Below are 22,404 nucleotides of genomic sequence, written 5' to 3'. Positions count from 1 at the left end.
TTCAACCCCTACTTCCCTACACAAAATTCTGAGAATATCTTATCGATCAAATCCTCGGTCACCGTTTCTCCTGTTATGGTCCCCAGTGCATCACAAGCACTTCGTATGTCAATCGATATCAGGTCCACCGGTATACCGTTTTTCAAAGCCTGCAACGCTTCCACAACGTGCTCTTTTGCCCTTATCAGCGCCTCCTGATGCCGCAAATTGGTTATGAGAATCCCATCGTCTGCCTCTACTTTGCCCTCCATAACGGTATCGTATATGCACCTCTCGATATCCTCTATTCCCCTATTTAAAACTATGGAGGTGTGTATGACAGGCGCATTTAGTTCAATATCCTTCAAATCCAAAACCATGGGCTTATCGGTCTTGTTGAGCACAGCAATCACCTTTTTACCGGCTATCTCAACCATAATCTGTCTGTCCTCACCATCGAATGGCCTTGACGCATCCAGCACCCACAATACCAGGTCTGCATCCTCTATGCTTTTCCTTGACCGTTCAACTCCCAGCCCTTCCACCACATCAGTGGTCTCCCTTATGCCTGCCGTATCGAGTATCCTCACCAAAAGGCCGTTTATGCTGAGCGATTCCTCGATTACATCCCTGGTGGTGCCAGGTATATCGGTAACGATAGCGCGGTTTTCCTTAAGTAAAGCATTAAGAAGCGAAGACTTGCCCACGTTGGGTTTACCCACAATCACTACCTTGATGCCCTGCCTGATTATCTTGCCCTGTTCAGCCGTACTTAACAGGTAGTCAATTTCCTTTACCACATCATTGAGCCCCTGCAAATAATCCTCTACCGGCACCTCTTCTATACCCTCTTCCGGATAATCGATTGTAACCTCTATGTGCGCCATAATATCCAGCAACTTTTCTTTTATACGGCGAATCTTCTCAGACAAAACACCTTCCATATGCTGTATTGATGCCTTGGCTTGGACCTCTGTCTTGGAATATATAAGCTCCATTATTCCCTCGGCCTGGGCCAAGTCAATCCTCCCATTCAAAAATGCCCGCTTGGTGAACTCTCCCGGGTCTGCCAGCCTGGCCCCATACTCAATGGCAAGCTTCAGGATCTGTCTGAGTGGAATAATCCCACCGTGACAGTGGATCTCCACTATATCCTCTTTGGTGTAGGAATGGGGTGCTTTCATGACCACTACAAGCACTTCATCGATAATCCGCCCCTCGCCATCTACTATATGCCCATAATAAAACCGACGATTCTCAAAATCGCCCGGCTGCCTGCCGCTTTTGGTTCTGAACATCCTCTTTAAGATATCCTGGGATTTACTTCCGCTCATCCTCACTATGCCAATGCCGCCCACACCAATAGGCGTTGAAATTGCAGCTATCGTATCTTCCAAACCCATTGCCATAACATCTCATCCTCTTTTTTGCTTGCCTGACAAAATAGATTTACTATAAGTTTTTGCCATTTAAACATAAATATTAACCCAGTAATTATCTACTGGGTTAATATAAAAGATAACCATTATTTCAGCTTTATAACCACTTTTCTGTATGGCTCTTCCCCTTCGCTGTATGTGGTCACATATGGATGATTCTGAAGAGTAGAATGTATGATGCGCCTCTCATAAGGATTCATCGGTTCAAGCACGATACTCTTCTTTGTGCGCTGCACTTTATTGGCTAGCCGCTTCGCCAGCTTTCTTAAAGTTTCCTCTCTTTTGCTGCGATACTCCTCTGTGTCTATGATGATCCGCTTGCAATCGTTTCTGCTTTTATTCACAGCGAGATTTGTAATGTACTGAAGCGCATCCAGCGTCTCTCCCCTACGGCCTATCACCAATCCCATATTTTGACCGCTGAGCTTTACCATTATCTGTGATTTTTCTTCGGTTATCTCTATTCTGGCCTCAATTCCCATCAACTCCAAAACCCTGGATAAAAACTCCTTTATCTCGTCCTTTATGCTCTTCTTTACAGTCGCTCGAATCCTGGCATCCCTACCACCTATTATTCCAAATAAACCCTTTACAGGCTGTTCAAGAACTTCTATTTCCAGATTATCCCTCTGCACCCCCAGCTTTGCCACAGCCATCAAAATGGCTTCTTCAATAGTCTTACCGGTGGTCTCCACGCTTTTCACGGCTTTACACCTTCCCCTTCAGGTGAATTTGTTCGATTATATACAATTTGCTGGACTATTTGAAATATATTATTTGTCACCCAGTACACGCCAAATGCCGCTGTATACATAGCAGTAAACCATACGGATAAAATAGGAAAGATTGCAGTAAAACCACCTGTCTGTTGGTTAGCCGTTGAAGTACTCGCCAGCTTTGTCTGATAATAAGAGGTAACACCTGCAAGAATGGGGAGTATGAACAAGCCATTCCACTCATTTGAAAATAGGTCTATAGGTCTTCCCACAACGCTTACAAGGGGAGAGTCAGCAATCCATACGTTTTTAATCCAGAGGAATCTGTAAGCACCATACTGCGCATTGAGAAAGCTGTATATTTCCTTATTGCTTATGTTCTTGATTGCCTCCAAAAGCAAAGAAACATTTTCTGACCCCGCAATTTCTTTCATCCGATCGACGATTGGCAAATCAGTTCTTATAAACAATTGAGGTATGATATCCACCATTCTTTGCTTAATGGTACTTGAAGACTCAACAGCTTTTGTAATTTGATCCAAAACAGGTATTATTGAAGGGTCATCATGCTTGATTACATCAATCAAAAAGCTTCCAAGCTCCATGCTTGAAATCTGCCTTAAAGCAGCAAACAGAGCAAAAAATATCGGGATCTGTACCAATAAAGGAAGGCAACCCCCCAGCGGGTTTACCCCGTGCTTCTGATACAGTTCAGCAGTCTTTCTGTTCCTCTTATCAGGGTCATACTTGTACTTTTCGTTTATCTCTTTCAGCAGAGGCTGTAGCTCGTTAATCTTCTTGGTCGAAGCCTTGGCCTTTAAATCCAGCGGCAACAGCACAAGCCTCATCAATATAGTGAATAGCACCACTGAAAGGCCGTAATTGTTGGTTATATTATTTATAAGCTGCAGTACATTCGCCAAAAAGTTTACAAATGAACCCCATAGCCCTGGATTGGCCGCCTCCGCAATGACAAAGACACCTGCTATTAGATTATTCATTACATTCACTACCCCCATCGACTACTCTACCGGATCATAGCCTCCCGGATGAAACGGATGACACTTCAACACTCTTTTTATTCCCATATAGAGTCCTTTTAAAACGCCATACTTTTCCACTGCTTGTACAGCATATTCAGAGCATGTGGGATAAAAACGGCAGCTATTGGGCAGCAAAGGCGAAATCGTTCGCTGGTAGCAGCGTATAATGCCTATCAAAAACCTTTTCATGAGCGCGGCTATCAAATCAACCCATCTCCTTGAAAAGCTCAGCCCTTTTTAACAGATTGTCCACCGCCTCTTCAAGCTTAGAAAACTCCACATCCCGAGCATTTTTTCGTACTACAAAGATAAGATCAAATCCCTCTTTCACATACGGAATTCTCTTGCGATATATCTCCTTCAATTGACGCCTTATCCTGTTTCTCTTAACAGACTTACCAAACTTTTTGCTTATCGAAAAACCCGCGCGGGTAACAGGAAGGCCCGAACGACGATACACCAGTACCAGATACTGATTAGCAACTGACTTTCCTTTTTTATAAGTATAATTAAAGTCTCTTCGCTTTCTCAACCTGTAAATCTTCTTCACTTTTTCCTCCAGCAAGCTACCGCTTAATGTCAGAAAAGGCCACTTACCAGCGGCCTTATTATGCTGTCAAAACCTTTCTGCCCTTTTTCCTCCTCCTCTTGATTACCATACGACCACTCTTTGTGCTCATTCTCTTCCTAAAACCATGTACCTTCTTTCGCTTTCGGTTATTTGGCTGGTACGTTCTCAGCATCCCTTTTAACCCTCCTTCCTGCTAAATTGCCTTTCGCTTCCTATAATATCCTTGCAATACTTGAGTACGATAGTATTATAAGCGAAACATCTCCAGCATGTCAAGAAAATCAAGATACTTCGACGTTGATTATCCACAAATAATCTGATATTATAGTATTGCCTGTTGATAACTTCGGAATATATAATAAGGAAGGAATCCCCAAAGTTATACACATGTTGTGGATAACTCTGTGTATAACTTCTGAATTTTTCCCTAGCTGTACTTAAAAAACAAAGATTTTAGCCATGTGGATAATGTTGATAATTGACTTCAGCTGCTGTTTAAAATTAGCCGACGGATATTATTATTGATAATTTTGGCAAAAATATAACTTAGAAAGTTTTCCCAAAATTGTAGGAGGTTTTTTTTGATGAGCAAAAACGTCAACGACTTGTGGACCAGAGCTCTTCAATACATGAAAGCCCAATTATCCGATGTCAGTTTCGATACGTGGATAAGGGTTATACAGCCGCTGCTTTTGAAAGACAACGAAATCGTGCTGAGTGTGCCTAACGAATTTACTAAGAATATCCTTCAATCGAGGTATATAGAGACAATAGCCGGTTCTCTAAAAGAAGTGTCAGGAGTACCTATTTACGTTAAATTTATCTTAGAAAACGAGGTAGAAGCTTACCTTGAAAGCATAAATAGCAGAGATGTGGACAACACCCAAACACACAGCATATTAAATCCAAAATACACCTTTGATACTTTTGTAGTGGGTAACAGCAACAGATTTGCCCACGCTGCATGCCTTGCAGTGGCTGAGGCTCCTGCAAAGGCATACAACCCCCTTTTCATATACGGAGGCGTGGGATTAGGGAAAACCCATCTTATGCACGCCATAGGGCATTACATTTTAGCCCGCAATCCCAAAGCCAAGGTGCTGTACGTTACATCCGAAAAATTTACAAACGAGTTAATAAATTCTATACGCGACGACAAAAACGTGGAATTCCGCAACCGTTACCGTAACATCGACGTGCTGCTAATAGACGACATACAGTTTATAGCAGGCAAAGAAAGGACACAGGAGGAGTTCTTCCATACCTTTAACGCGCTGCATGAAGCAAACAAACAAATCATAATATCGAGCGATCGTCCGCCTAAAGAGATCCCTACTCTTGAGGACAGGTTGCGCTCCAGGTTTGAATGGGGGTTAATTGCCGATATACAGCCTCCAGACCTTGAAACCCGGGTGGCCATCTTGAAGAAAAAAGCTGAGCTGGAAAACATAGAAATCGACGATGAAATACTTCTATTTATTGCCAAGCGCATCGAGTCCAACATCAGAGAGTTAGAAGGTGCCCTAATCAGAATTATGGCCTATGCTTCACTTACCAACAATAAGCTGGATATATCCATAGCCGAGGAAGCGCTAAAGGATATATTGTCCACTGCACAGCCTAAGGAAATAACCATACCGCTGATACAACAGGTGGTAGCCGATTATTTCCACCTGAAAGTGGACGACTTTAAATCCAAAAAGAGAAGCCGGCCAATAGCATACCCCAGACAGATTGCAATGTACCTGTGCAGAGAGCTTACTGATCAATCCCTTCCGAAAATCGGCGAAGAGTTTGGAGGACGCGACCATACAACAGTTATACACGCATGCGAAAAAATTCAGGAGGATATGCAAAAAGACAGCCAGCTCAGAAGGACCATCGATGAACTTAAGAAAAAGATCAGAGAAGGCTAATATGCACAATCTGTGGACAAGGTATGCCAAAACGAAGTTGGATATCCCCACGACTATCCACAGGGGGTTTGTGGATTTTACCCCTTTCGACATAAAAATCCACATATCCACAATCCTTATTACTATTACTCCTAACTATTAAAATAAGCAACTACAATCGGGAGGTATGCTATGAAATTCAGATGCTTCCAAAAAGATCTGTCTGATGCAATAGCCACAGTGCAAAGAGCTGTTCCAACGCGCAGTACCATACCTGTATTACAGGGCATACTGGTGGAAGCAAAAGAAAATACAGTAAAGCTGACAGGCACTGACCTTGACATTACGATTGAAACGCGTATAGCCGCAGAGGTCATTGAAGAAGGCTCTGTCGTTATGCCTTCACACATTTTTGGGGATATCATAAAGAAATTTCCTGAAGCCGATATAACAGTACAGCTTAACGAAAGATTCCAAATGGATATAATCTGTGAAGACAGCATATTCACTACTCTGCAGGGGCTAGAACCTTATGAGTATCCCGAAGTACAGCAGGTGGAGAAAAAGGAGCAAATAAAGCTGAGGCAGGACATCTTTAAAAAGATGATCCAACAGACCACCTTTGCTGTGGCTACAGATGAAACCAGGCCGATTTTGACAGGTGTTCTGCTTGAAATAGAAAATGGTTCTATTGTAATGGTTTGCCTTGATGGGTATAGGTTGGCGCTGAGAAAGGAAATTCTTCCTGAAAATACTGTAAATACCAGCCTAATTGTACCGGGTAAGTCCCTCACCGAAATCAGCAGAATACTGGAGGACGAAGAACTTGATTTATACATAAATGTGGGGGATAAGCACGTGCATTTTGACCTGGGAAATACCCAGATCATATCGAGGTTGCTGGAGGGCGAATTTGTAAATTACAGGCAGATAATACCTCAGGAATATAAAACGCGGGTTAAAGTTGACAGGCTCCTTCTGCAACAGAGCCTTGAAAGGGCGTCTTTGATGTCACGCGAGCTGGAGAACAACCTGATAAAGCTGAACGTGCAGGACGACAAGCTGGTGATCACATCCAATTCAGATATAGGTAAGATATACGAACAGATTCCAATAATTGTGGAGGGTAAGAACATCGAGATTGCTTTTAATGCACGGTATTTGCTGGATGTGATGCGCGTTATAAAGGATGACGAAATTTGCCTGGATTTTACTACAAATGTCAGCCCATGTATTGTGCGTCCTCTGGAAGGGGAGGCCTACTGTTACCTTGTGCTTCCTGTTAGACTACACAGTTAGGGGATGGAAATATGCAGGAAATCAGGATACACACCGAATACATAAAGCTTACCCAGTTTTTAAAGTGGGCTAATATAGCTACTACGGGTTCTGAAGCAAATCAAATGATAAAAAGCGGGATGGTTAAGGTAAATGGACAGGTGGAATTGAGAAGGGGCAGAAAATTGTATCCTGGCGATTGTGTAGAGGTTAAAGGTGCGGGCCTATATTGCGTTATCGGGGGAGGAAGTGCTGAGGGTGCATCTAAAGGAACTGACCCTGAATAATTACAGAAATTACCAAAATATTAGTTTAAAATTTGACGGCGGTAGAATACTATTTGTTGGTAGAAATGCGCAGGGTAAGACCAACATACTGGAGTCTATATTTCTCACGTGTACAGGGCGTTCTCACAGGACGCCCAGGGATAGCGAGCTTATAAGATGGGAGCAGGATAGCTGCTATGTAAAGGTACTGGTTGAGAGAAGGGTGGGATACAACTCAATAGAGGTTTTTTTGAGCCTCAAGGATAAGAAGAGAATAAAGATAAATGGAGTAACAATACAGAAGCTGGGGCAGTTGATGGGTCATTTCAATGCCGTAATATTTTCGCCGGAGGATTTGAGGCTGGTAAAAGAGGCTCCTTCAGAACGGCGCCGGTATATGGATATGGAGATATCTCAGATGAGGCCCCAGTATTTCTATAACCTTCAACAGTACAACAGGATACTGGCCCACCGCAATAATCTTTTGAAAGAGATGAACAAAAATCCTGAGGCAAAAAAAATGCTTACGGTCTTTGATGAACAGCTATCAGAGGTGGGGGCATTCATAATAAAGCAGAGGTATGAATTTATAGAGAGCCTCTCTAAAATAGCCAGGGAAATTCATGCTAGGATCTCTTCGGGAGCTGAAAGGCTAAATATAAAGTACAGGCCATCGATTAGGGCCAGCAGCCTGGATGTTGGCGATATCCGGAAAGAATTTTTTGCGGCTCTGGAAAAGAACAAGTCGGAAGACATACAGCGCGGGAGTACCGGGGTAGGTTGCCACCGTGACGATATTGGGTTTGAGATAAATGGCGTGGATGTGAGGGTGTTTGGATCGCAGGGGCAGCAGCGAACGGTGGCGCTATCGCTCAAGCTTTCTGATATCGAGCTTATGTATAGGGAAACGGGGGAATACCCCGTTCTATTATTGGATGATGTAATGTCGGAGCTTGATGAGTGGAGGCACAGGAGGTTGTTTGAGGAGCTGGGGGATGTTCAGGTGTTTGTCACAGCAACTGATTTAAATAGCATACCGCCGCGGGAGTTAGAAAAGTTTCATATTTACGAGGTAGAGGAAGGTAAAGTAACAAAGAGGTAAATTTATGGGTAAAATGAAGGATATTCAAAAATAGGGCTTTAAAATTGGGCAAAAAACGGTTATAATAGGTCTATAAACGTGATTTTAGGCCGTATTGGAGGAATAATCATGATATTACACCTTGGAGGAGACGTAGTGGTTTCAATGAAGAATATTATCGCAATCTTTGATATAGAGACCATCAATACATCCTGTATAAACCGGGAGTTTTTGCATATTGCTGAGGAAGAAGGCTTCGTACGAAGGGTATCAGACGATGAACCCAAAACCTTTATACTGGCTGAAATCGATAAAAAAAGCGTGGTGTTTTTGTCGCCTATTTCTTCTTCTACCCTTCTTAAAAGAAGTTCATTTATAGACGGGATTGCTTTGGATAGCAAAGAGATGGAGGGAGCATGAGATGGAGCACAACAGGAAAGATAATGTACCAGTGTATGACGAGACTCAAATCCAGGTTTTAGAAGGGTTAGAAGCAGTTAGGAAAAGGCCGGGAATGTACATTGGAAGTACAGGCATTAAGGGCCTTCATCAGCTCATTTATGAGGTTGTAGATAACAGCATCGATGAAGCCATGGCAGGCTTCTGCGATCACATACATGTGATAATCCATAAGGACCTGTCGGTTACCGTCTCGGACAACGGTAGGGGCATCCCTGTGGGCATCCATCCCCAGGTGGGTAAGCCGGCCGTTGAGGTTGCGCTCACCGTTCTTCATGCAGGCGGAAAGTTTGGCGGACAGGGTTACAAGGTATCGGGTGGACTCCATGGGGTGGGCGTTTCAGTGGTAAACGCTTTGTCAGAGTGGCTGGAGGTAGTTGTAAAAAGGGATGGCCATATATACAGACAGCGGTACGAGCGCGGTAAAACCGTTTCAAACTTAGAGGTGGTCGGTGATACCGATGAGACGGGTACTACCATAACTTTCAAACCTGATGCCGAGATATTTGAGGAGGTAAATTTTAGCAGTGAAACGGTGGGCAATCGCCTGCGTGAACTGGCTTTTTTAAACAAAGGGCTGCGCATTGTGTTTGAAGATGAGCGCGAGGGGATAAAGAAGGAATTCCATTATGATGGAGGAATTGCGTCTTTTGTTAAATATCTGAACAAGAATAAAAATACCTTGTATCCAGAGCCCATATATATTTCAGGTGAGAAAAATACTACTTTTGTGGAGGTAGCGCTTCAGTACAACGATTCATACATGGAAAATATATACTCATTTGCCAATAATATTGCCACCCATGAAGGCGGTACGCACCTTATAGGCTTTAAATCGGCTCTGACCCGTGCGCTTAACGATTATGCTAAAAAGTACAACATCCTGAAGCAGAATGATGATAACTTGACAGGGGAGGATACCAGAGAGGGCCTTACGGCTATTATAAGCGTAAGGTTGGTGGAGCCTCAGTTTGAAGGGCAGACCAAGACAAAGCTGGGAAATACCGATGTGCGTGGGCTGGTAGATAGCATCGTCTATGAAGGTTTAACTGTGTTTTTGGAGGAAAACCCTGCTATTGCCAGGGCAATAATTGAGAAAGCCATAAGTGCAGCAAGGGCTAGAGAAGCGGCAAGAAAGGCGCGGGAGCTGGTGAGGAGAAAGAGCGCCATAGAGAGCACTTCATTGCCCGGTAAGCTGGCCGATTGCACGGAAAAAGACCCAGCCCTCAGCGAGATATTTTTGGTGGAGGGCGACTCGGCAGGTGGCTCTGCAAAACAGGGCAGAGACAGGCGTTTTCAGGCTGTGTTGCCTTTAAGAGGTAAGATTTTAAACGTTGAAAAAGCCAGGCTTGACAAGATATTGGCCAATGAAGAGATAAAGGCCATGGTTACAGCTTTTGGGACGGGCATCGACAATGAGTTTGATATCAGCAAGCTCCGGTATCACAGGATCATATGCATGACCGATGCTGACGTGGATGGAAGCCATATACGTACGCTGCTCCTTACGTTTTTCTATCGGTATATGAGACCTCTTATAGAGAACGGGCACGTGTATATAGCCCAACCGCCTCTTTATAGGGTGGCCAAGGGCAAGGACGAGTATTACGTGTACAGTGATGCGGAATTGGATAAATTGCTCAACGATATAGGCCGTGACGGCATTGAAATACAGCGGTATAAGGGTTTGGGTGAAATGAACCCTGAACAGCTATGGGAGACCACCATGAATCCTGAAACCAGGACTATATTAAAAGTTAAGATGGAGGATGCCATAGCAGCCGATGAAATATTCACCATACTCATGGGAGAAAAGGTTGAGCCTCGACGTGAATTCATTGAGAAAAACGCAAAACTGGTAAAGAATCTGGACATATAAAACTTTGGAAGTAGAGGGGAATGTTTGCTATGGAGCTCATAAACCAGAAGGTAATAGAGGTAAACATAGAGGATGAGGTAAAGCGGTCTTTCATCGATTATGCTATGAGCGTTATAGTTAGCCGGGCGCTCCCCGATGTTCGGGACGGTTTAAAGCCCGTTCACAGGCGTATACTGTATTCGATGTTTGAGCTGGGTATTACTCCCGATAAGCCGTATAGGAAATCTGCCAGAATCGTGGGCGATGTGTTGGGTAAATACCATCCCCACGGCGATGCGGCAGTCTATGAAGCCATGGTGCGTATGGCACAGGATTTCTCTATACGATATCCTCTTGTGGACGGCCACGGGAATTTTGGTTCCATAGACGGCGATTCGGCTGCCGCAATGCGCTACACCGAAGCCAGGTTATCTAAAATTGCCATGGAGCTCATGGCCGATATAGGCAAAGAGACAGTGGATTTCATGCCCAATTTTGATGAGACCCTGAAGGAGCCCACTGTGCTTCCTTCGAAGTTTCCCAACTTGCTGGTCAACGGTTCGTCGGGCATTGCGGTAGGGATGGCCACCAACATTCCTCCTCACAACCTGGGAGAAGTGATAGAAGGTACCATTGCCCTCATCGATAATCCTGATATTACCATAGAACAGCTTATGAAATATATAAAGGGGCCGGATTTCCCAACCGGTGGTATAATCATTGGCAAAGAGGGCATACGTGAAGCCTATACCACCGGGAAAGGACGCATAATAACTAGGGCAAAAGCCGAGATTGAAGAGATGCAAAGCGGCAGGGCCCGTATAGTGGTCACCGAAATACCTTATCAGGTAAACAAGGCAAAATTGATCGAAAGGATTGCCGAGCTGGTACGCGATAAGAGCATAGAGGGCATATCAGATATAAGGGATGAATCGGATAAGTCTGGAATGCGGATTGTAATCGAGCTTAAGAAAGATGCCAATCCCAATGTGGTTTTAAATTATCTGTACAAGCATACCCAGATGCAGGAGACCTTTGGGGTTATCATGCTGGCTTTGGTGGACGGGCAGCCCAAAATCATGAACCTCAAGGAAATGCTGACTCATTATATCCTTCACCAGAAGGATGTCATAACCCGTCGTACCAGTTATGACCTGGATAAGGCACAGGCAAGGGCGCATATACTGGAAGGGTTGCTCATTGCTCTGGATCATATAGATGCGGTGATTTCATTGATTCGCAGCTCCAGAACCGTTCAGATCGCGAAAGAAGGATTGATGAAGAATTTCTCATTAACCGAAAAACAGGCCCAGGCCATACTAGATATGCGCCTGCAACGGCTCACTGGACTTGAGCGGGAAAAGGTTCAACAGGAATACGCAGAGCTTCAAAACACCATAAAATACCTGCAGGAAGTTTTGGCCAACGAGCACATGGTGTATAACATCATAAAAGAGGAATTGCTGGCCATCAAAGAAAAGTATGGAGACGAGCGAAGGACAGTGATTTCTTCGGCGTCTGATGAAATAGATATTGAAGACTTGATTCAGGAGCAGAATATAGTAATCACCTTGACGCATTATGGGTATGTAAAGAGGACTCCTCTTAGCGTGTATAAGAGCCAACACCGTGGGGGACGAGGAATTGTGGCCCTTCAAACCCGGGAAGACGACTTTGTGGAGGACATATATGTTACCTCCACCCATGACAGGCTGCTGTTCTTCTCCAGCCTGGGGAAGGTTTACGAGCTCAAAGCTTATGAGATACCCGAAGCCGGGAGGCAGGCCCGGGGGATGCCCATAATAAACCTGTTCCAGGTGGCACCAGGGGAGAGGATACAGGCGGTCATCCCTGTAAAAGACGTGGATAACAAGAAATATATCATGATGGCCACCCGCAAAGGTTACATCAAAAAAAGCCTGCTGGATGAATTTGTAAATATACGTAAAGGGGGGCTTGTAGCCATCACCCTTCGCGACGACGATGAGTTGATACAGGCGCAGCTGACCGATGGCGATAGGGAAATAATAATGGCATCTCACAACGGAATGGCCATCCGCTTCCATGAGTCGGAGGTACGCCCCATGGGTAGAACAGCTATGGGGGTGAAGGGCATGGAGCTAGATGAAGTGGATTATGTCATCGGCATGGAGCTTGTAAAGGAAGGGGCTTATGTCCTTTCAATAAGCGAAAATGGATATGGCAAAAAGACGCCCATTGACGAATACAGGGTGCAAGGCCGAGGTGGGAAAGGAATTATAACCATGAACACCACCAAAAAGACAGGGAAATTGGTGGCTTTGAAGGTGGTTACCGATGATGATGACCTCATGATCATCAATTCGGAGGGAACGGTTATACGCATAGATTCCAGGGAGGTTGCCAGCACCGGCAGAAACACCCAGGGTGTTATGCTGATGAAGCTGGATGAAGGCGTGTTGGTGGTTTCAGTTGCAAGAGTTAAACGTTCGGAGGATTCAGGGGATTGATAGGCCTGCCGTTTTTGGCGGGTCTATTTTTTATGAAAGTTTCAAAAAATGAATTTGCTATATGGAAAAGGGAGCACAGAGGTGATATAATCTACAGATGATGAATTTTTATACACCTCTACATCAAAACAATGGGAGGCATATTTATGAGTAATATTCAATTCATTAGGAACCAAAATCCAAAGCCGAAGCCCAAAAGCGATGAGCTTAAGTTTGGTACCATATTTACTGACCACATGTTTGTTATGGATTACAGCGTGGATAAAGGATGGCATGATCCCAGAATCGTGCCCTATGGCCCGATTAGCTTTGAGCCGTCTACCATGGTATTCCATTATGGGCAGGCCATTTTTGAAGGTTTGAAGGCATACAGGAATATAAAAGGAGAAGTGGTCACATTTCGCCCCATGGACAACATTGCTCGGCTGAACCGGTCGGCCGAAAGGCTGTGTATCCCTCAGGTAGATGAAGAGCTGCTGTGGGAAGGTTTAAAGATGCTGCTGGAGATCGAAAAAGATTGGGTCCCTGCGGCAGAAGGTACGGCTCTGTATATCAGGCCTTTTATAATCGCTACTGATCCTTATTTGGGTGTGAGGCCATCAAACACCTATAAGCTGTTTATTATACTCTCTCCTGTTGGGGCATACTATGCGGAAGGGTTTAAGCCCGTGAAAATATATGTCACCGACAAGTACGTGCGGGCTGCCAGGGGTGGCTTGGGTTATACCAAAGCCGCTGCCAATTATGCCGCCAGCCTTTATGCTGCCGAAGAGGCAAAGAAGAAAGGGTACACCCAGGTGTTATGGCTGGATGCATGTCACCACAGATATGTAGAGGAAGTCGGCACCATGAACATATTCTTTAAGATAGACGGGGTGGTGGTGACGCCGTCGCTAGAAGGGGGCAGCATACTGCCGGGTATCACCCGCGATTCTGTGATTACCCTCGCTAGGTCCATGGGCTATAAAGTGGAGGAGAGGCTGATTTCCATTGAAGAGGTATTTGAAGCCCATGAAAAGGGCAAGCTTGAGGAAGTGTTCGGTACAGGTACTGCTGCTGTCATATCACCTGTTGGAGAGCTCAACTGGAATGATAGGGTCATAGAGATAAACGATGGCAAGATGGGAGAATTTTCTAAGCTAATGTACGATAAGTTGACAGGCATTCAGTACGGCAGAGAGGAAGATAAGTTCAACTGGGTAAAAAAGATTTGTTAACGGGATCAGTAAAAGGGGTATCGATTTAAATACCCCTTTTACTGTTATCAGCCTTCATGTTGTACTTTTTGTTCAAGTTCCTGGCGTCTGTTTTGCATTTGGTTTGAGATCTGCTGGTCCACCTCTTGCTTGGCGGCCTGGCTGGGATGGGCGGCTTCTACGGTGTACCAGCCGCGATGGTGCATGGCTTCAAAAAAAAGCTGTGCATGGTTTTGTTCTTCCTGCTGAATGTGCTGTAAGGCCTGAATTATATTTTGGTTGGCCGATTCCATGATGGTGTTGTTGTACGCTTCTGAAACGTATTTTTCTGTCATAATGGAATCGTAAAGCATTTCTCTTTCGGTCAGTTGATTTTGAGGCATGGCCTTCCCTCCCCTGTATGTTTTATTGCTGTTTTGGCGGGTTGAAACCGCCCTGCTGAAGCAGCATTTTGATGGTGTTTGCGTGCTGTTCTTCCTGTTTGGCTACCAGGTCAAAAAGATATTTGATCTCCGGGTCCACTGCCTGTGCAGCATATGCCCTGTATTTGTTCATGCATATGTATTCGACTCGAAGCTGATCTTCTAGCAATATCCTCTCTTTGTTTGTAAGTTCCATCCTTGCTTATCCTCCTTTCTTTGAATAGTTTCTCCTAAAATCGAGTTTTAATAAATCAAAAAATGTCTGAAAATTTGAATTAAACTAAAAAGAGCTCCTTTTTTTAATGAGGAGCTCTTTTTATTGTGATACTTTCTGTACGGATTATGCGTATCTATTAATTATCTCCATGACGTTTCTTGTGCCGGAGGTATGGTCCTCTGAAGACATGGCATTTATGTATTGGTGTCGCTTGTTGTAAAGGTCCAGGATTGAGAGATACAGCGAGTCTTCGGTCATGTCTTCCTGCAGGAGGACCTTGCTGTAGCCTTTCTTTTCAAAGGATTTGGCGTTTAAGATTTGATCCCCACGGCTGGCTTTAAGGGGTAAGGGAATTAAAAGGCAGGGCTTTTTAAGGGCCAGAAATTCATGGATGGAATTGGATCCAGCCCGGGATACCACTATATCCGCCAAAGCCATGATGTGAGGCAGTTCTTTATCCAGGTATTCAAATTGGACATAGCCAGGAACATCTGCATAATTGGGATCTATATTTCCTCTGCCACATATATGTACTATTTGAAATCTGGTGAGCAGCTTTTTGACTATTTTGCGCAGGCAGTTATTTATGGCTACTGCTCCTGAACTTCCACCCATTACCATTATTACTGGCTTTTCTTGTGTAAAGCCACAGAGCTTTTTACCGGTTTTAGCGTTGCCTTGAAACAATTCTTTACGTATAGGAGTGCCGGTGTATATGGCCTTGTTTCCTTTAAATTGAGAGACAGTTTCGGGAAATGTGGTACATATAACCTGTGCAAACAACGAAGCTATCCTGTTTGCCAGGCCAGGGGTGATATCGGATTCGTGTACTATGACCGGGATGCGGTTTGCCCACCCGCCAATCACAACCGGGACGGATACAAACCCTCCCTTTGAAAAGATGACATCGGGTTTTATCTTTTGGATTATGTGTACGGATTGACCTATACCGTACGCGACTTTAAACGGGTCGGTGAAGTTTTTGACATCCAGATATCGCCTTAACTTGCCTGACTGTACGGCGTGATATATGACCCCGCTTTGCTTTGATATGAGATTGTATTCGATGCCACTTTTTGTGCCTATATAATGGATTTCCCATCCATCACGCTTAAGCTCTGGGATGAGCGCTATATTGGGGGTCACGTGCCCTGCCGTGCCCCCGCCAGTCAGTACTATTCTTTTCATGATGTTACCTCCTACACCCTTTCGAGCGGTTTGAGCCCTATCAGTTTAAGCCCATTGGCCAAAGTAATCCGCGTGGCCTTCACCAGCGCCAATCGTGCAGCTCTCAGCTGTTGGTCGTCTGCCAGGATGGGGTGTTCATGGTAGAAACGATTGAAGTTCTGGGCCAGGTCTACAAGATAGCGAGTTATGATAGAGGGTTCAAGCTGAGTTAAAGCCATCATAACTTTTTCGGGGAACTGGTACAGCGTTTTACACAGCTGATACTCTTCCTTGGTCTGAAGCAGGCCGGGATTGAAGCTGCTGTCCTGCTCATAGGCCTTTCTGATGACGCTGCAACATCTTGCGTGGGTGTATTGTACATACGGGCCTGTCTCTCCATCAAAGTTTAGCACCTCATCCCAGGAGAAGGACACATCTTTGATTCGATTGCTGTACAGGTCACTGAATATGACGGCGCCTACTCCCATGTAACGGGCTACTTCTTCCTTATTCTCCAGGTCGGGATTCTTGCTCTCGATTATTTCAAGGGTTTTCTTGATGGCCTCGGATAGTATATCTTCAAGTAACACTACTTTTCCTTTGCGGGTGGACAGCTTTTCTCCGCCTAGGCTTACAAGCCCAAAGGGAACGTGTATGAGGTCCTTTGCCCACTCGTATCCCATGAGTTCTATGACTTTGAACCACTGCTGGAAGTGAAGGCTTTGTGCTGCACCCGTTACGTATATGCATTTGTGGAAATCATACTCCTTTTTGCGGTATATGGCGGCGGCTATATCGCGAGTGGCATACAGGCTGCTGCCATCTTTTTTTAGTATCATACAGGGGGGCATCCCGTATTCTTCTAGATCTACGATCATGGCACCTTCGCTTTCCTTGAGCAAATTCTTTTGTCTGAGCTCTTCAATTACGGCATCCATTTTATCGTTATAAAAGCTTTCGCCGGCATATGAATCGAAATGGACGTCAAGAAGGTCATATACCTTTTGAAACTCTTTGAGGCTTATATCTTTAAACCACTGCCACAGCTCCAAAGCCTCGTTGTCTCCTTTCTCCATTCGGGCAAACCAGCTTCTTGCCTCATCTTCCAGCTTTGGATCCTTTTCGGCTTCTTCATGGAATTTTACGTACAGGCGCATAAGCTCTTTTATGCCATGGGCTTCTACTTCCTCTTTGTTGCCCCACAGCTTGTACGCTACTATAAGCTTGCCAAACTGGGTTCCCCAGTCACCCAGGTGGTTTACGCCGATGCACCTATATCCCATAAACTCAAAAATTTTGCGCAGGGAATTGCCGATGACTGTGGAGCGAAGGTGCCCCACATGGAAAGGCTTGGCTATGTTTGGAGCCGAATAATCTATGACTATGGTCTTGCCCTCTCCAATGGGTTGGGAACCATATCTTTCCTGTTCTTCTAATATATGCTTTAAAGTCTGCTCTACAAACAGGGACTTGTTGAAAAAGAAATTGAGATATCCGGATACGGGTTCTACCTTGTCGATAAATTCCATATTTGAAATGTTTGATGCCAGTTCTTGAGCAATTTGTACCGGAGGCTTTCTGAGCGTTTTGCTCAGTTTAAAACACGGAAGGGCTATATCGCCCATCTCAGGGTTAGGAGGATATTCTAGCATATCGTAAATTTGGTCACGGCTCAGTTTGGGAAGCTGTTTATGTATTGCCTGTGCAATAATGTCCTTGACGTCGAACATGGCCACTACTCCTCTTCCTTAATTTTTTCTTTATAGTCTATAATACCACACAGCTACGTCAAATAACAATAACCATCGGCAATTTCTTGGCCTAGAGGAATAATCGGCTTGACAGATTTTCTATAATAGTATTATACTACACTTGGGCATAGACTGGTAAAAGGTGGCCTTTCTCCCTGCGACAAGGGTGGAAGGCTTTGTAAGTTATAAAAGGTTGTCGGGATAAGAGGGATTTTAAAAACGAAAGGAGGAAAAGGCGTTTTCCCATTTTAAAGCATTTTGGGATTTAACGCCATAAGGCCGATGAGTGAAGTCAGGACGCGATTTGCGCCAAGCCCTACAGGTTATATGCATATTGGTAACTTGAGAACAGCGCTCTATGCCTATCTGATTGCCAAGAGCCAGGGTGGGAAGTTTATATTGCGCATTGAAGATACGGATCAAGAGAGGTTTGTAGAAGGGGCTATAGACGTAATATACAAGACGCTGAAGATTGTGGGGCTTGACTACGATGAAGGGCCTGATATTGGGGGACCTTACGGGCCTTATATACAAAGTCAGCGTAAGGAGATTTACCAGCAATACGCAAAGAAACTGGTCGAGATGGGCGGAGCATATTATTGCTTCTGCTCCAAGGAGAGGCTGGAAGCTCTGCGGGAGGAGTGCCAGAAGAGAGGGATTCCATTTAAATATGATGGTCACTGCAAGAACCTGAGCAGAGAAGAAGTTGAGCAGAGGATTCGAAAGGGCGAGAAATACGTTATAAGGCAGAGGATACCATCCACAGGCACCACCTCATTTCATGACGAGGTGTTTGGTACCATAACGGTGGAGAATTCAACTTTGGACGAAGGCGTGCTCATAAAATCAGATGGCATGCCCACTTATAACTTTGCCAATGTAATCGATGACAGCTTGATGAGAATAACCCATGTGGTAAGGGGAAGCGAATACCTTTCTTCTACCCCCAAGTACAATCTGCTTTATCAGACGTTTGGATGGGAGATTCCAACTTACATTCACCTGCCCCCTGTGATGAAGGAAGCGGGCAAAAAGCTCAGCAAGCGTGAAGGCGATGCCTCTTTTGAAGATTTCTACAACAAGGGGTATCTCGTTGAGGCTATAATAAACTACATTGCATTGCTGGGATGGAGCCCTGGCACAGACAGGGAGTTTTTCACCCTAGAAGAGCTTAAAGAGCATTTTTCCATAGAGGGGCTCAACAAGTCCCCGGCCATTTTTGACGTAAACAAGCTGCGCTGGATGAATGGCGAGTATATAAGAAAGAAGAGCCTGGAAGAGTTTTATGAGTTGGCCTTGCCTTACTACAAGAAGGCCATAAAGAGGCAGGATATAGATTTGATGAAGTTGAGCCGCCTGTTGCAGACCCGTATAGAGATTTTGAGCGACATAATAGAAAATGTGGATTTTATAGATGAGCTCCCAGATTACGATGTGGAGATGTTTGTACACAAGAAAATGAAGACTAATCTGCAAAACTCTTTGGAGCACCTCAAGAAGAGCTATGAAGTGCTAGAGAAGCTGGACAACTGGAATGAAGAGGAGATCCACAGGGTACTTATGGAGCTCATACAGCAGCTGGGCGTCAAGAATGGCCAGGTGCTGTGGCCTATACGTACCGCCATATCGGGAAAGCAGTACACGCCGGGTGGAGCCATAGAGCTGCTGGACTTGCTAGGCAAAGAGGAGTCGTTGAGGAGAATAAAGATAGGAATTGAAAAATTGGAAAAAGCGGGTGTCTAATGGCACCTGCTTTTGATTTTTAAAGCAGATTTGACTTTAGTTATTAAAAACAAAACGACATCGAATTGTGTCGAAAATTTGTATATTTTTAAATTTTATGTAAATAACTGGACAAAATTCAAAGTATGTGGTATATTTATAAAAAACGACAATTTAATCCAAAATCCATTTCTTATTTTTTCAACTTTAAACAACAACGTGCAATCTTTTGGCAAGTTTGTCGCAATTTAATCTGAAGGATATACCAAATCGTTGTATCAATGAAAGCTGTAGCTTAACCGCTATTTGTGAAAAATCAAATTGCAGGGGGTAAGAGCATTGAAAAAGGCAGGATTGCTGCTTGTATTGCTCATCTTTTATCAAATGCTTTTGCCGCTGTTTGATATCAATGTAAACGCGGATGGTTCGGTAAAGCTGATCCCATCTACAGAACGGGTAAGATATGGGCAACAATTTGAAGTGGACGTTTATTTGGAGAATGTATACGACTTGTATGGCCTTCAAATCCATTTAAGGTATGACTCCAATGAATTGGAAGTAGTTGATTTTTGGCCTGCTTTTTTTGGATGGCAAGAATCAGTTGACTATTATGTAATTTCAAACTTGGGTGATGGTCAAAGTGGCACTTTTGGCATAGCCTTTACATGTTTGGGAGAGGAGCGATTCTTTTCAGGGAGCGGCAAAGTAGGCACGATAGTTTTTAAGGTTAAGGGTAAGGAGACTAAGGACTTGAGGATATCTGCCAACACAGCGGATTTTGGCGAAAGGGCCTGTATGGGTGTGGATAGCGCAATTCAAACCGTTACATATCAGCTGAGCGATGTCGAGGTTGTAAATGACAATACTCCCCCTGGCATAAAGAGCATAGAGGTGCTGAGCAATAACACAGTTAAAATAATATTTGATGAGGCTGTAGATCCACAATCAGCACAGGATTTGAATAACTATTCCATATCTCCATATCTTGCAGTAAAGGATGTACAACTCGATCCCAGCGGCACAGCGGTAATACTTATAACAGATTCCCAGGTAGGAAACAGGACATATCAAGTTACTGTGTCCAATATAGAAGATGTAATAGGGAATAAAATCGATGGTTATTTAAACAGTGAGTTTCGTGGGGCTCTTAAACTGTGGTTGGAAGCTGAGAGTCCGATTTATAAAGGCAATGCGTGCATTGTTAGGCTTAAAGCGGGCCCGGTGGAAAAACTCACAAGGCTCACATTTTATGTAAGATACGATGAAAGTTATTTTGGATATCAAGCTTTATCCAGGTTAAATGAATATTTTACTGGTGAGGTGCAAACGAGAACCGGTTCTTCTGGAACGGTATTTGGCGGCACGCTAATGGTATCAAAAACGTTTAATTATGTTACATATTACGATGAATGGACCATCTGCGAATTTAGTTTTATGCCGAAAGCAGTGACCAGTATCAATTTGGAATTTGTCAATTATGTAGCTGCGCCTTTGAAGGCTTATGGAATAGCAGAAGGCACTGAGAAAGATATCGTGGTAGATTTTTCAAATGAAGAAGTACATATACTACAAAGCTATACTTTGCGTGGATATATTCAGTTGGCTGGATTTAAAGCTTTTGACGGTTTACAGGCATTTCTTGTGGATAATGAGTTGATTGGCATTGCTGTTAATCTATATGATGGAAGTTTTGAACTGAATGATTTAAAGCCGGGTATTTATACTATAAGGCTTTTGAAACCCGGATATCTTGATATGGATTATTCAGTAGATGTACAAAGCGATACGATTGAAAGGTTAAGCATGATAGCAGGGGATTTAGATTCAAATGATCAAATCGATATTTTAGATATTGCGGCTATTTGTAAGAAATTTTCGCTTAATTCCGAAAAAGACGGATGGGATGCTGTTATGGATTACAATGGAGATAAATGGATTGACATCATAGATGTTTCTATTGTAGCTAGGAATTATGGAAAAAAGAGCAATATTGTGAATTAGGAAATTTGCAACAAGGGGTTATTGAAGGATGGTTGTGAGCAGGAAGGCTGTACTTAAAATGACATGTATCGTGCTCTTTGTTATGATTTTTTTGCTATATACGCCCTTGCCAAAAAGACCAAACCTACCGGTTATACGTGCAACTTTATATGAAGACAGGTTAGAGATATGGGTAGAAGAAATAGTAAGCCTTTATGCAGCTGCGGTAGACCTCTGTTATGACCCAGATATGTTAACAATAAAAGAGCTGGAAACAGGAAGTTTATTTAAAGATTGTGATGAACCTTGGATGGAAATCATAAAGCGGATTGACCAACATAATGGGATGGCCGAATTTGCCGTTTCGCTTATTGGAAATGTTCAGCCCATAGCAGGTACAGGTATGTTAATGAGAATTCATTTTTTGATGCTTTCGAATGAGGTTCCTAGATTGCGTTTTTATGACAACGAAAAGCCAATATTAGGTCATAAAGATAGTTTAGGCATTGCGATAGGATTGGTTGATGATAACATACGTTATATTAAATATATTCATACATTGGAAATAGGCTATTGATTCTGACTTTTCTGCGGATTTACCGGTTTCTCTATTATCTCTATCAGGTTAAAAATGTAAGATCCAAATATAAAGACGGTTTTGATATATTGACAAGCATGGATGATGTATGCTAAACTATAATAGAATCTTGAAAGTGCATGTTTTTCAGCATTAACAGGCTTCAAATTTCAAAAAAAGGGTATTGACAAAGTAAAGTTGATTTGATAGTATATAATTCGCCGCTCTGGAGGGGGCGGCGGAGGGAAATGGTCCTTGAAAACTGAACAGTGGTTGGAAGGCCAGGTCAATTCTGGAG

21 protein-coding genes are annotated in these 22,404 nt (G+C 43.7%); 11 read left to right on the top strand and 10 right to left on the bottom strand.

Annotated features, from left to right (window positions below):
- Positions 1 to 8 precede the first annotated feature (8 nt).
- From mnmE to rpmH, 6 genes are all read right to left on the bottom strand, one after another.
- The gene (gene mnmE / locus KVG29_RS10640) at positions 9 to 1,382 is read right to left on the bottom strand and encodes a tRNA uridine-5-carboxymethylaminomethyl(34) synthesis GTPase MnmE (protein ID WP_252228449.1); all 1,374 of its coding nucleotides are present in this window, start codon (positions 1,380 to 1,382) and stop codon (positions 9 to 11) included.
- A 122-nt stretch (positions 1,383 to 1,504) separates the two neighbouring features.
- The gene (gene jag, locus KVG29_RS10635) at positions 1,505 to 2,122 is read right to left on the bottom strand and encodes an RNA-binding cell elongation regulator Jag/EloR (protein WP_252228419.1); all 618 of its coding nucleotides are present in this window, start codon (positions 2,120 to 2,122) and stop codon (positions 1,505 to 1,507) included.
- Positions 2,119 to 3,153 carry a YidC/Oxa1 family membrane protein insertase gene (locus KVG29_RS10630; RefSeq protein ID WP_252228418.1) on the bottom strand — a complete coding sequence of 345 codons (1,035 nt, stop codon included), beginning with the start codon at positions 3,151 to 3,153 and terminating at the stop codon, positions 2,119 to 2,121. The genes jag and KVG29_RS10630 overlap by 4 nt, the downstream gene beginning before the upstream one ends.
- A gap of 3 nt (positions 3,154 to 3,156) precedes the next feature.
- Positions 3,157 to 3,366: a membrane protein insertion efficiency factor YidD gene (gene yidD, locus KVG29_RS10625; protein ID WP_252228448.1), complete on the bottom strand. Its 210-nt coding sequence runs from the start codon at positions 3,364 to 3,366 to the stop codon at positions 3,157 to 3,159.
- A 16-nt stretch (positions 3,367 to 3,382) separates the two neighbouring features.
- The gene (rnpA, locus tag KVG29_RS10620; RefSeq protein WP_252228417.1) at positions 3,383 to 3,727 is read right to left on the bottom strand and encodes a ribonuclease P protein component; all 345 of its coding nucleotides are present in this window, start codon (positions 3,725 to 3,727) and stop codon (positions 3,383 to 3,385) included.
- Between the two features lie 58 nt (positions 3,728 to 3,785).
- Complete coding sequence (gene rpmH / locus KVG29_RS10615) at positions 3,786 to 3,920, bottom strand: 50S ribosomal protein L34 (RefSeq protein WP_025748740.1); 135 nt, start codon at positions 3,918 to 3,920, stop codon at positions 3,786 to 3,788.
- A gap of 412 nt (positions 3,921 to 4,332) precedes the next feature.
- Between rpmH and dnaA the strand changes: the two genes are divergently transcribed.
- From dnaA to KVG29_RS10575, 8 genes are all read left to right on the top strand, one after another.
- The gene (gene dnaA / locus KVG29_RS10610) at positions 4,333 to 5,664 is read left to right on the top strand and encodes a chromosomal replication initiator protein DnaA (protein ID WP_252228416.1); all 1,332 of its coding nucleotides are present in this window, start codon (positions 4,333 to 4,335) and stop codon (positions 5,662 to 5,664) included.
- 171 nt (positions 5,665 to 5,835) lie between these two features.
- Positions 5,836 to 6,942: a DNA polymerase III subunit beta gene (dnaN, locus tag KVG29_RS10605; protein WP_252228415.1), complete on the top strand. Its 1,107-nt coding sequence runs from the start codon at positions 5,836 to 5,838 to the stop codon at positions 6,940 to 6,942.
- A gap of 11 nt (positions 6,943 to 6,953) precedes the next feature.
- The gene (locus KVG29_RS10600; RefSeq protein ID WP_252228414.1) at positions 6,954 to 7,208 is read left to right on the top strand and encodes an RNA-binding S4 domain-containing protein; all 255 of its coding nucleotides are present in this window, start codon (positions 6,954 to 6,956) and stop codon (positions 7,206 to 7,208) included.
- Positions 7,180 to 8,289: a DNA replication/repair protein RecF gene (gene recF, locus KVG29_RS10595; protein ID WP_252228413.1), complete on the top strand. Its 1,110-nt coding sequence runs from the start codon at positions 7,180 to 7,182 to the stop codon at positions 8,287 to 8,289. Before KVG29_RS10600 ends, recF begins: the two co-directional genes overlap by 29 nt.
- Positions 8,290 to 8,397: 108 nt before the next feature.
- On the top strand, positions 8,398 to 8,688 hold the full coding sequence (gene remB / locus KVG29_RS10590) for an extracellular matrix regulator RemB (protein WP_252228412.1): 291 nt from the start codon (positions 8,398 to 8,400) through the stop codon (positions 8,686 to 8,688).
- A gap of 1 nt (position 8,689) precedes the next feature.
- The gene (gene gyrB, locus KVG29_RS10585; RefSeq protein ID WP_252228411.1) at positions 8,690 to 10,606 is read left to right on the top strand and encodes a DNA topoisomerase (ATP-hydrolyzing) subunit B; all 1,917 of its coding nucleotides are present in this window, start codon (positions 8,690 to 8,692) and stop codon (positions 10,604 to 10,606) included.
- Between the two features lie 29 nt (positions 10,607 to 10,635).
- Complete coding sequence (gene gyrA, locus KVG29_RS10580) at positions 10,636 to 13,074, top strand: DNA gyrase subunit A (protein WP_252228410.1); 2,439 nt, start codon at positions 10,636 to 10,638, stop codon at positions 13,072 to 13,074.
- A 146-nt stretch (positions 13,075 to 13,220) separates the two neighbouring features.
- Entirely contained in the window at positions 13,221 to 14,291 is a 1,071-nt protein-coding gene (locus KVG29_RS10575; RefSeq protein WP_252228409.1) for a branched-chain amino acid aminotransferase, read from the top strand.
- A 47-nt stretch (positions 14,292 to 14,338) separates the two neighbouring features.
- Here the strand turns inward: KVG29_RS10575 and KVG29_RS10570 are convergent, their stop codons facing one another.
- From KVG29_RS10570 to argS, 4 genes are all read right to left on the bottom strand, one after another.
- Positions 14,339 to 14,653 carry a spore coat protein gene (locus KVG29_RS10570; protein ID WP_252228408.1) on the bottom strand — a complete coding sequence of 105 codons (315 nt, stop codon included), beginning with the start codon at positions 14,651 to 14,653 and terminating at the stop codon, positions 14,339 to 14,341.
- 22 nt (positions 14,654 to 14,675) lie between these two features.
- The gene (locus KVG29_RS10565; RefSeq protein ID WP_252228407.1) at positions 14,676 to 14,888 is read right to left on the bottom strand and encodes a ferritin-like domain-containing protein; all 213 of its coding nucleotides are present in this window, start codon (positions 14,886 to 14,888) and stop codon (positions 14,676 to 14,678) included.
- Between the two features lie 144 nt (positions 14,889 to 15,032).
- Entirely contained in the window at positions 15,033 to 16,097 is a 1,065-nt protein-coding gene (locus KVG29_RS10560) for an undecaprenyldiphospho-muramoylpentapeptide beta-N-acetylglucosaminyltransferase (protein WP_252228406.1), read from the bottom strand.
- Between the two features lie 11 nt (positions 16,098 to 16,108).
- Positions 16,109 to 17,806, bottom strand: coding sequence for an arginine--tRNA ligase (gene argS / locus KVG29_RS10555; RefSeq protein ID WP_252228447.1), 1,698 nt, complete (start codon positions 17,804 to 17,806; stop codon positions 16,109 to 16,111).
- 303 nt (positions 17,807 to 18,109) lie between these two features.
- Here argS and gltX point away from each other — a divergent pair, with 303 nt between their 5' ends.
- The 3 genes from gltX (at position 18,110) to KVG29_RS10540 (ending at position 22,106) form a co-directional block, all read left to right on the top strand.
- On the top strand, positions 18,110 to 19,570 hold the full coding sequence (gene gltX, locus KVG29_RS10550; RefSeq protein ID WP_252228446.1) for a glutamate--tRNA ligase: 1,461 nt from the start codon (positions 18,110 to 18,112) through the stop codon (positions 19,568 to 19,570).
- A 318-nt stretch (positions 19,571 to 19,888) separates the two neighbouring features.
- Positions 19,889 to 21,550, top strand: coding sequence for a cohesin domain-containing protein (locus KVG29_RS10545; RefSeq protein ID WP_252228405.1), 1,662 nt, complete (start codon positions 19,889 to 19,891; stop codon positions 21,548 to 21,550).
- Positions 21,551 to 21,578: 28 nt separating this feature from the next.
- Positions 21,579 to 22,106: a cohesin domain-containing protein gene (locus tag KVG29_RS10540; protein ID WP_252228404.1), complete on the top strand. Its 528-nt coding sequence runs from the start codon at positions 21,579 to 21,581 to the stop codon at positions 22,104 to 22,106.
- The last annotated feature ends 298 nt before the right edge of the window (positions 22,107 to 22,404 follow it).

The sequence above is a fragment of the Caldicoprobacter algeriensis genome (genome assembly GCF_023838525.1).
Taxonomy (GTDB): Bacteria; Bacillota; Clostridia; order Caldicoprobacterales; family Caldicoprobacteraceae; genus Caldicoprobacter; species Caldicoprobacter algeriensis.
The sequence above is the reverse complement of the archived record's forward strand: the minus strand, read 5'-3'. Positions and strand labels throughout refer to the sequence as shown.

Coding starts and splice junctions, on each gene's coding strand:
- mnmE (WP_252228449.1), bottom strand. CDS start 1,382: ATGGGTTTGGAAGATACGATAGCTGCAATTTCAACGCCTATTGGTGTG.
- KVG29_RS10630 (WP_252228418.1), bottom strand. CDS start 3,153: ATGGGGGTAGTGAATGTAATGAATAATCTAATAGCAGGTGTCTTTGTC.
- yidD (WP_252228448.1), bottom strand. CDS start 3,366: ATGAAAAGGTTTTTGATAGGCATTATACGCTGCTACCAGCGAACGATT.
- rpmH (WP_025748740.1), bottom strand. CDS start 3,920: ATGCTGAGAACGTACCAGCCAAATAACCGAAAGCGAAAGAAGGTACAT.
- dnaA (WP_252228416.1), top strand. CDS start 4,333: ATGAGCAAAAACGTCAACGACTTGTGGACCAGAGCTCTTCAATACATG.
- dnaN (WP_252228415.1), top strand. CDS start 5,836: ATGAAATTCAGATGCTTCCAAAAAGATCTGTCTGATGCAATAGCCACA.
- KVG29_RS10600 (WP_252228414.1), top strand. CDS start 6,954: ATGCAGGAAATCAGGATACACACCGAATACATAAAGCTTACCCAGTTT.
- remB (WP_252228412.1), top strand. CDS start 8,398: ATGATATTACACCTTGGAGGAGACGTAGTGGTTTCAATGAAGAATATT.
- gyrB (WP_252228411.1), top strand. CDS start 8,690: ATGGAGCACAACAGGAAAGATAATGTACCAGTGTATGACGAGACTCAA.
- gyrA (WP_252228410.1), top strand. CDS start 10,636: ATGGAGCTCATAAACCAGAAGGTAATAGAGGTAAACATAGAGGATGAG.
- KVG29_RS10575 (WP_252228409.1), top strand. CDS start 13,221: ATGAGTAATATTCAATTCATTAGGAACCAAAATCCAAAGCCGAAGCCC.
- KVG29_RS10570 (WP_252228408.1), bottom strand. CDS start 14,653: ATGCCTCAAAATCAACTGACCGAAAGAGAAATGCTTTACGATTCCATT.
- KVG29_RS10565 (WP_252228407.1), bottom strand. CDS start 14,888: ATGGAACTTACAAACAAAGAGAGGATATTGCTAGAAGATCAGCTTCGA.
- KVG29_RS10560 (WP_252228406.1), bottom strand. CDS start 16,097: ATGAAAAGAATAGTACTGACTGGCGGGGGCACGGCAGGGCACGTGACC.
- argS (WP_252228447.1), bottom strand. CDS start 17,806: ATGTTCGACGTCAAGGACATTATTGCACAGGCAATACATAAACAGCTT.
- gltX (WP_252228446.1), top strand. CDS start 18,110: ATGAGTGAAGTCAGGACGCGATTTGCGCCAAGCCCTACAGGTTATATG.
- KVG29_RS10540 (WP_252228404.1), top strand. CDS start 21,579: ATGGTTGTGAGCAGGAAGGCTGTACTTAAAATGACATGTATCGTGCTC.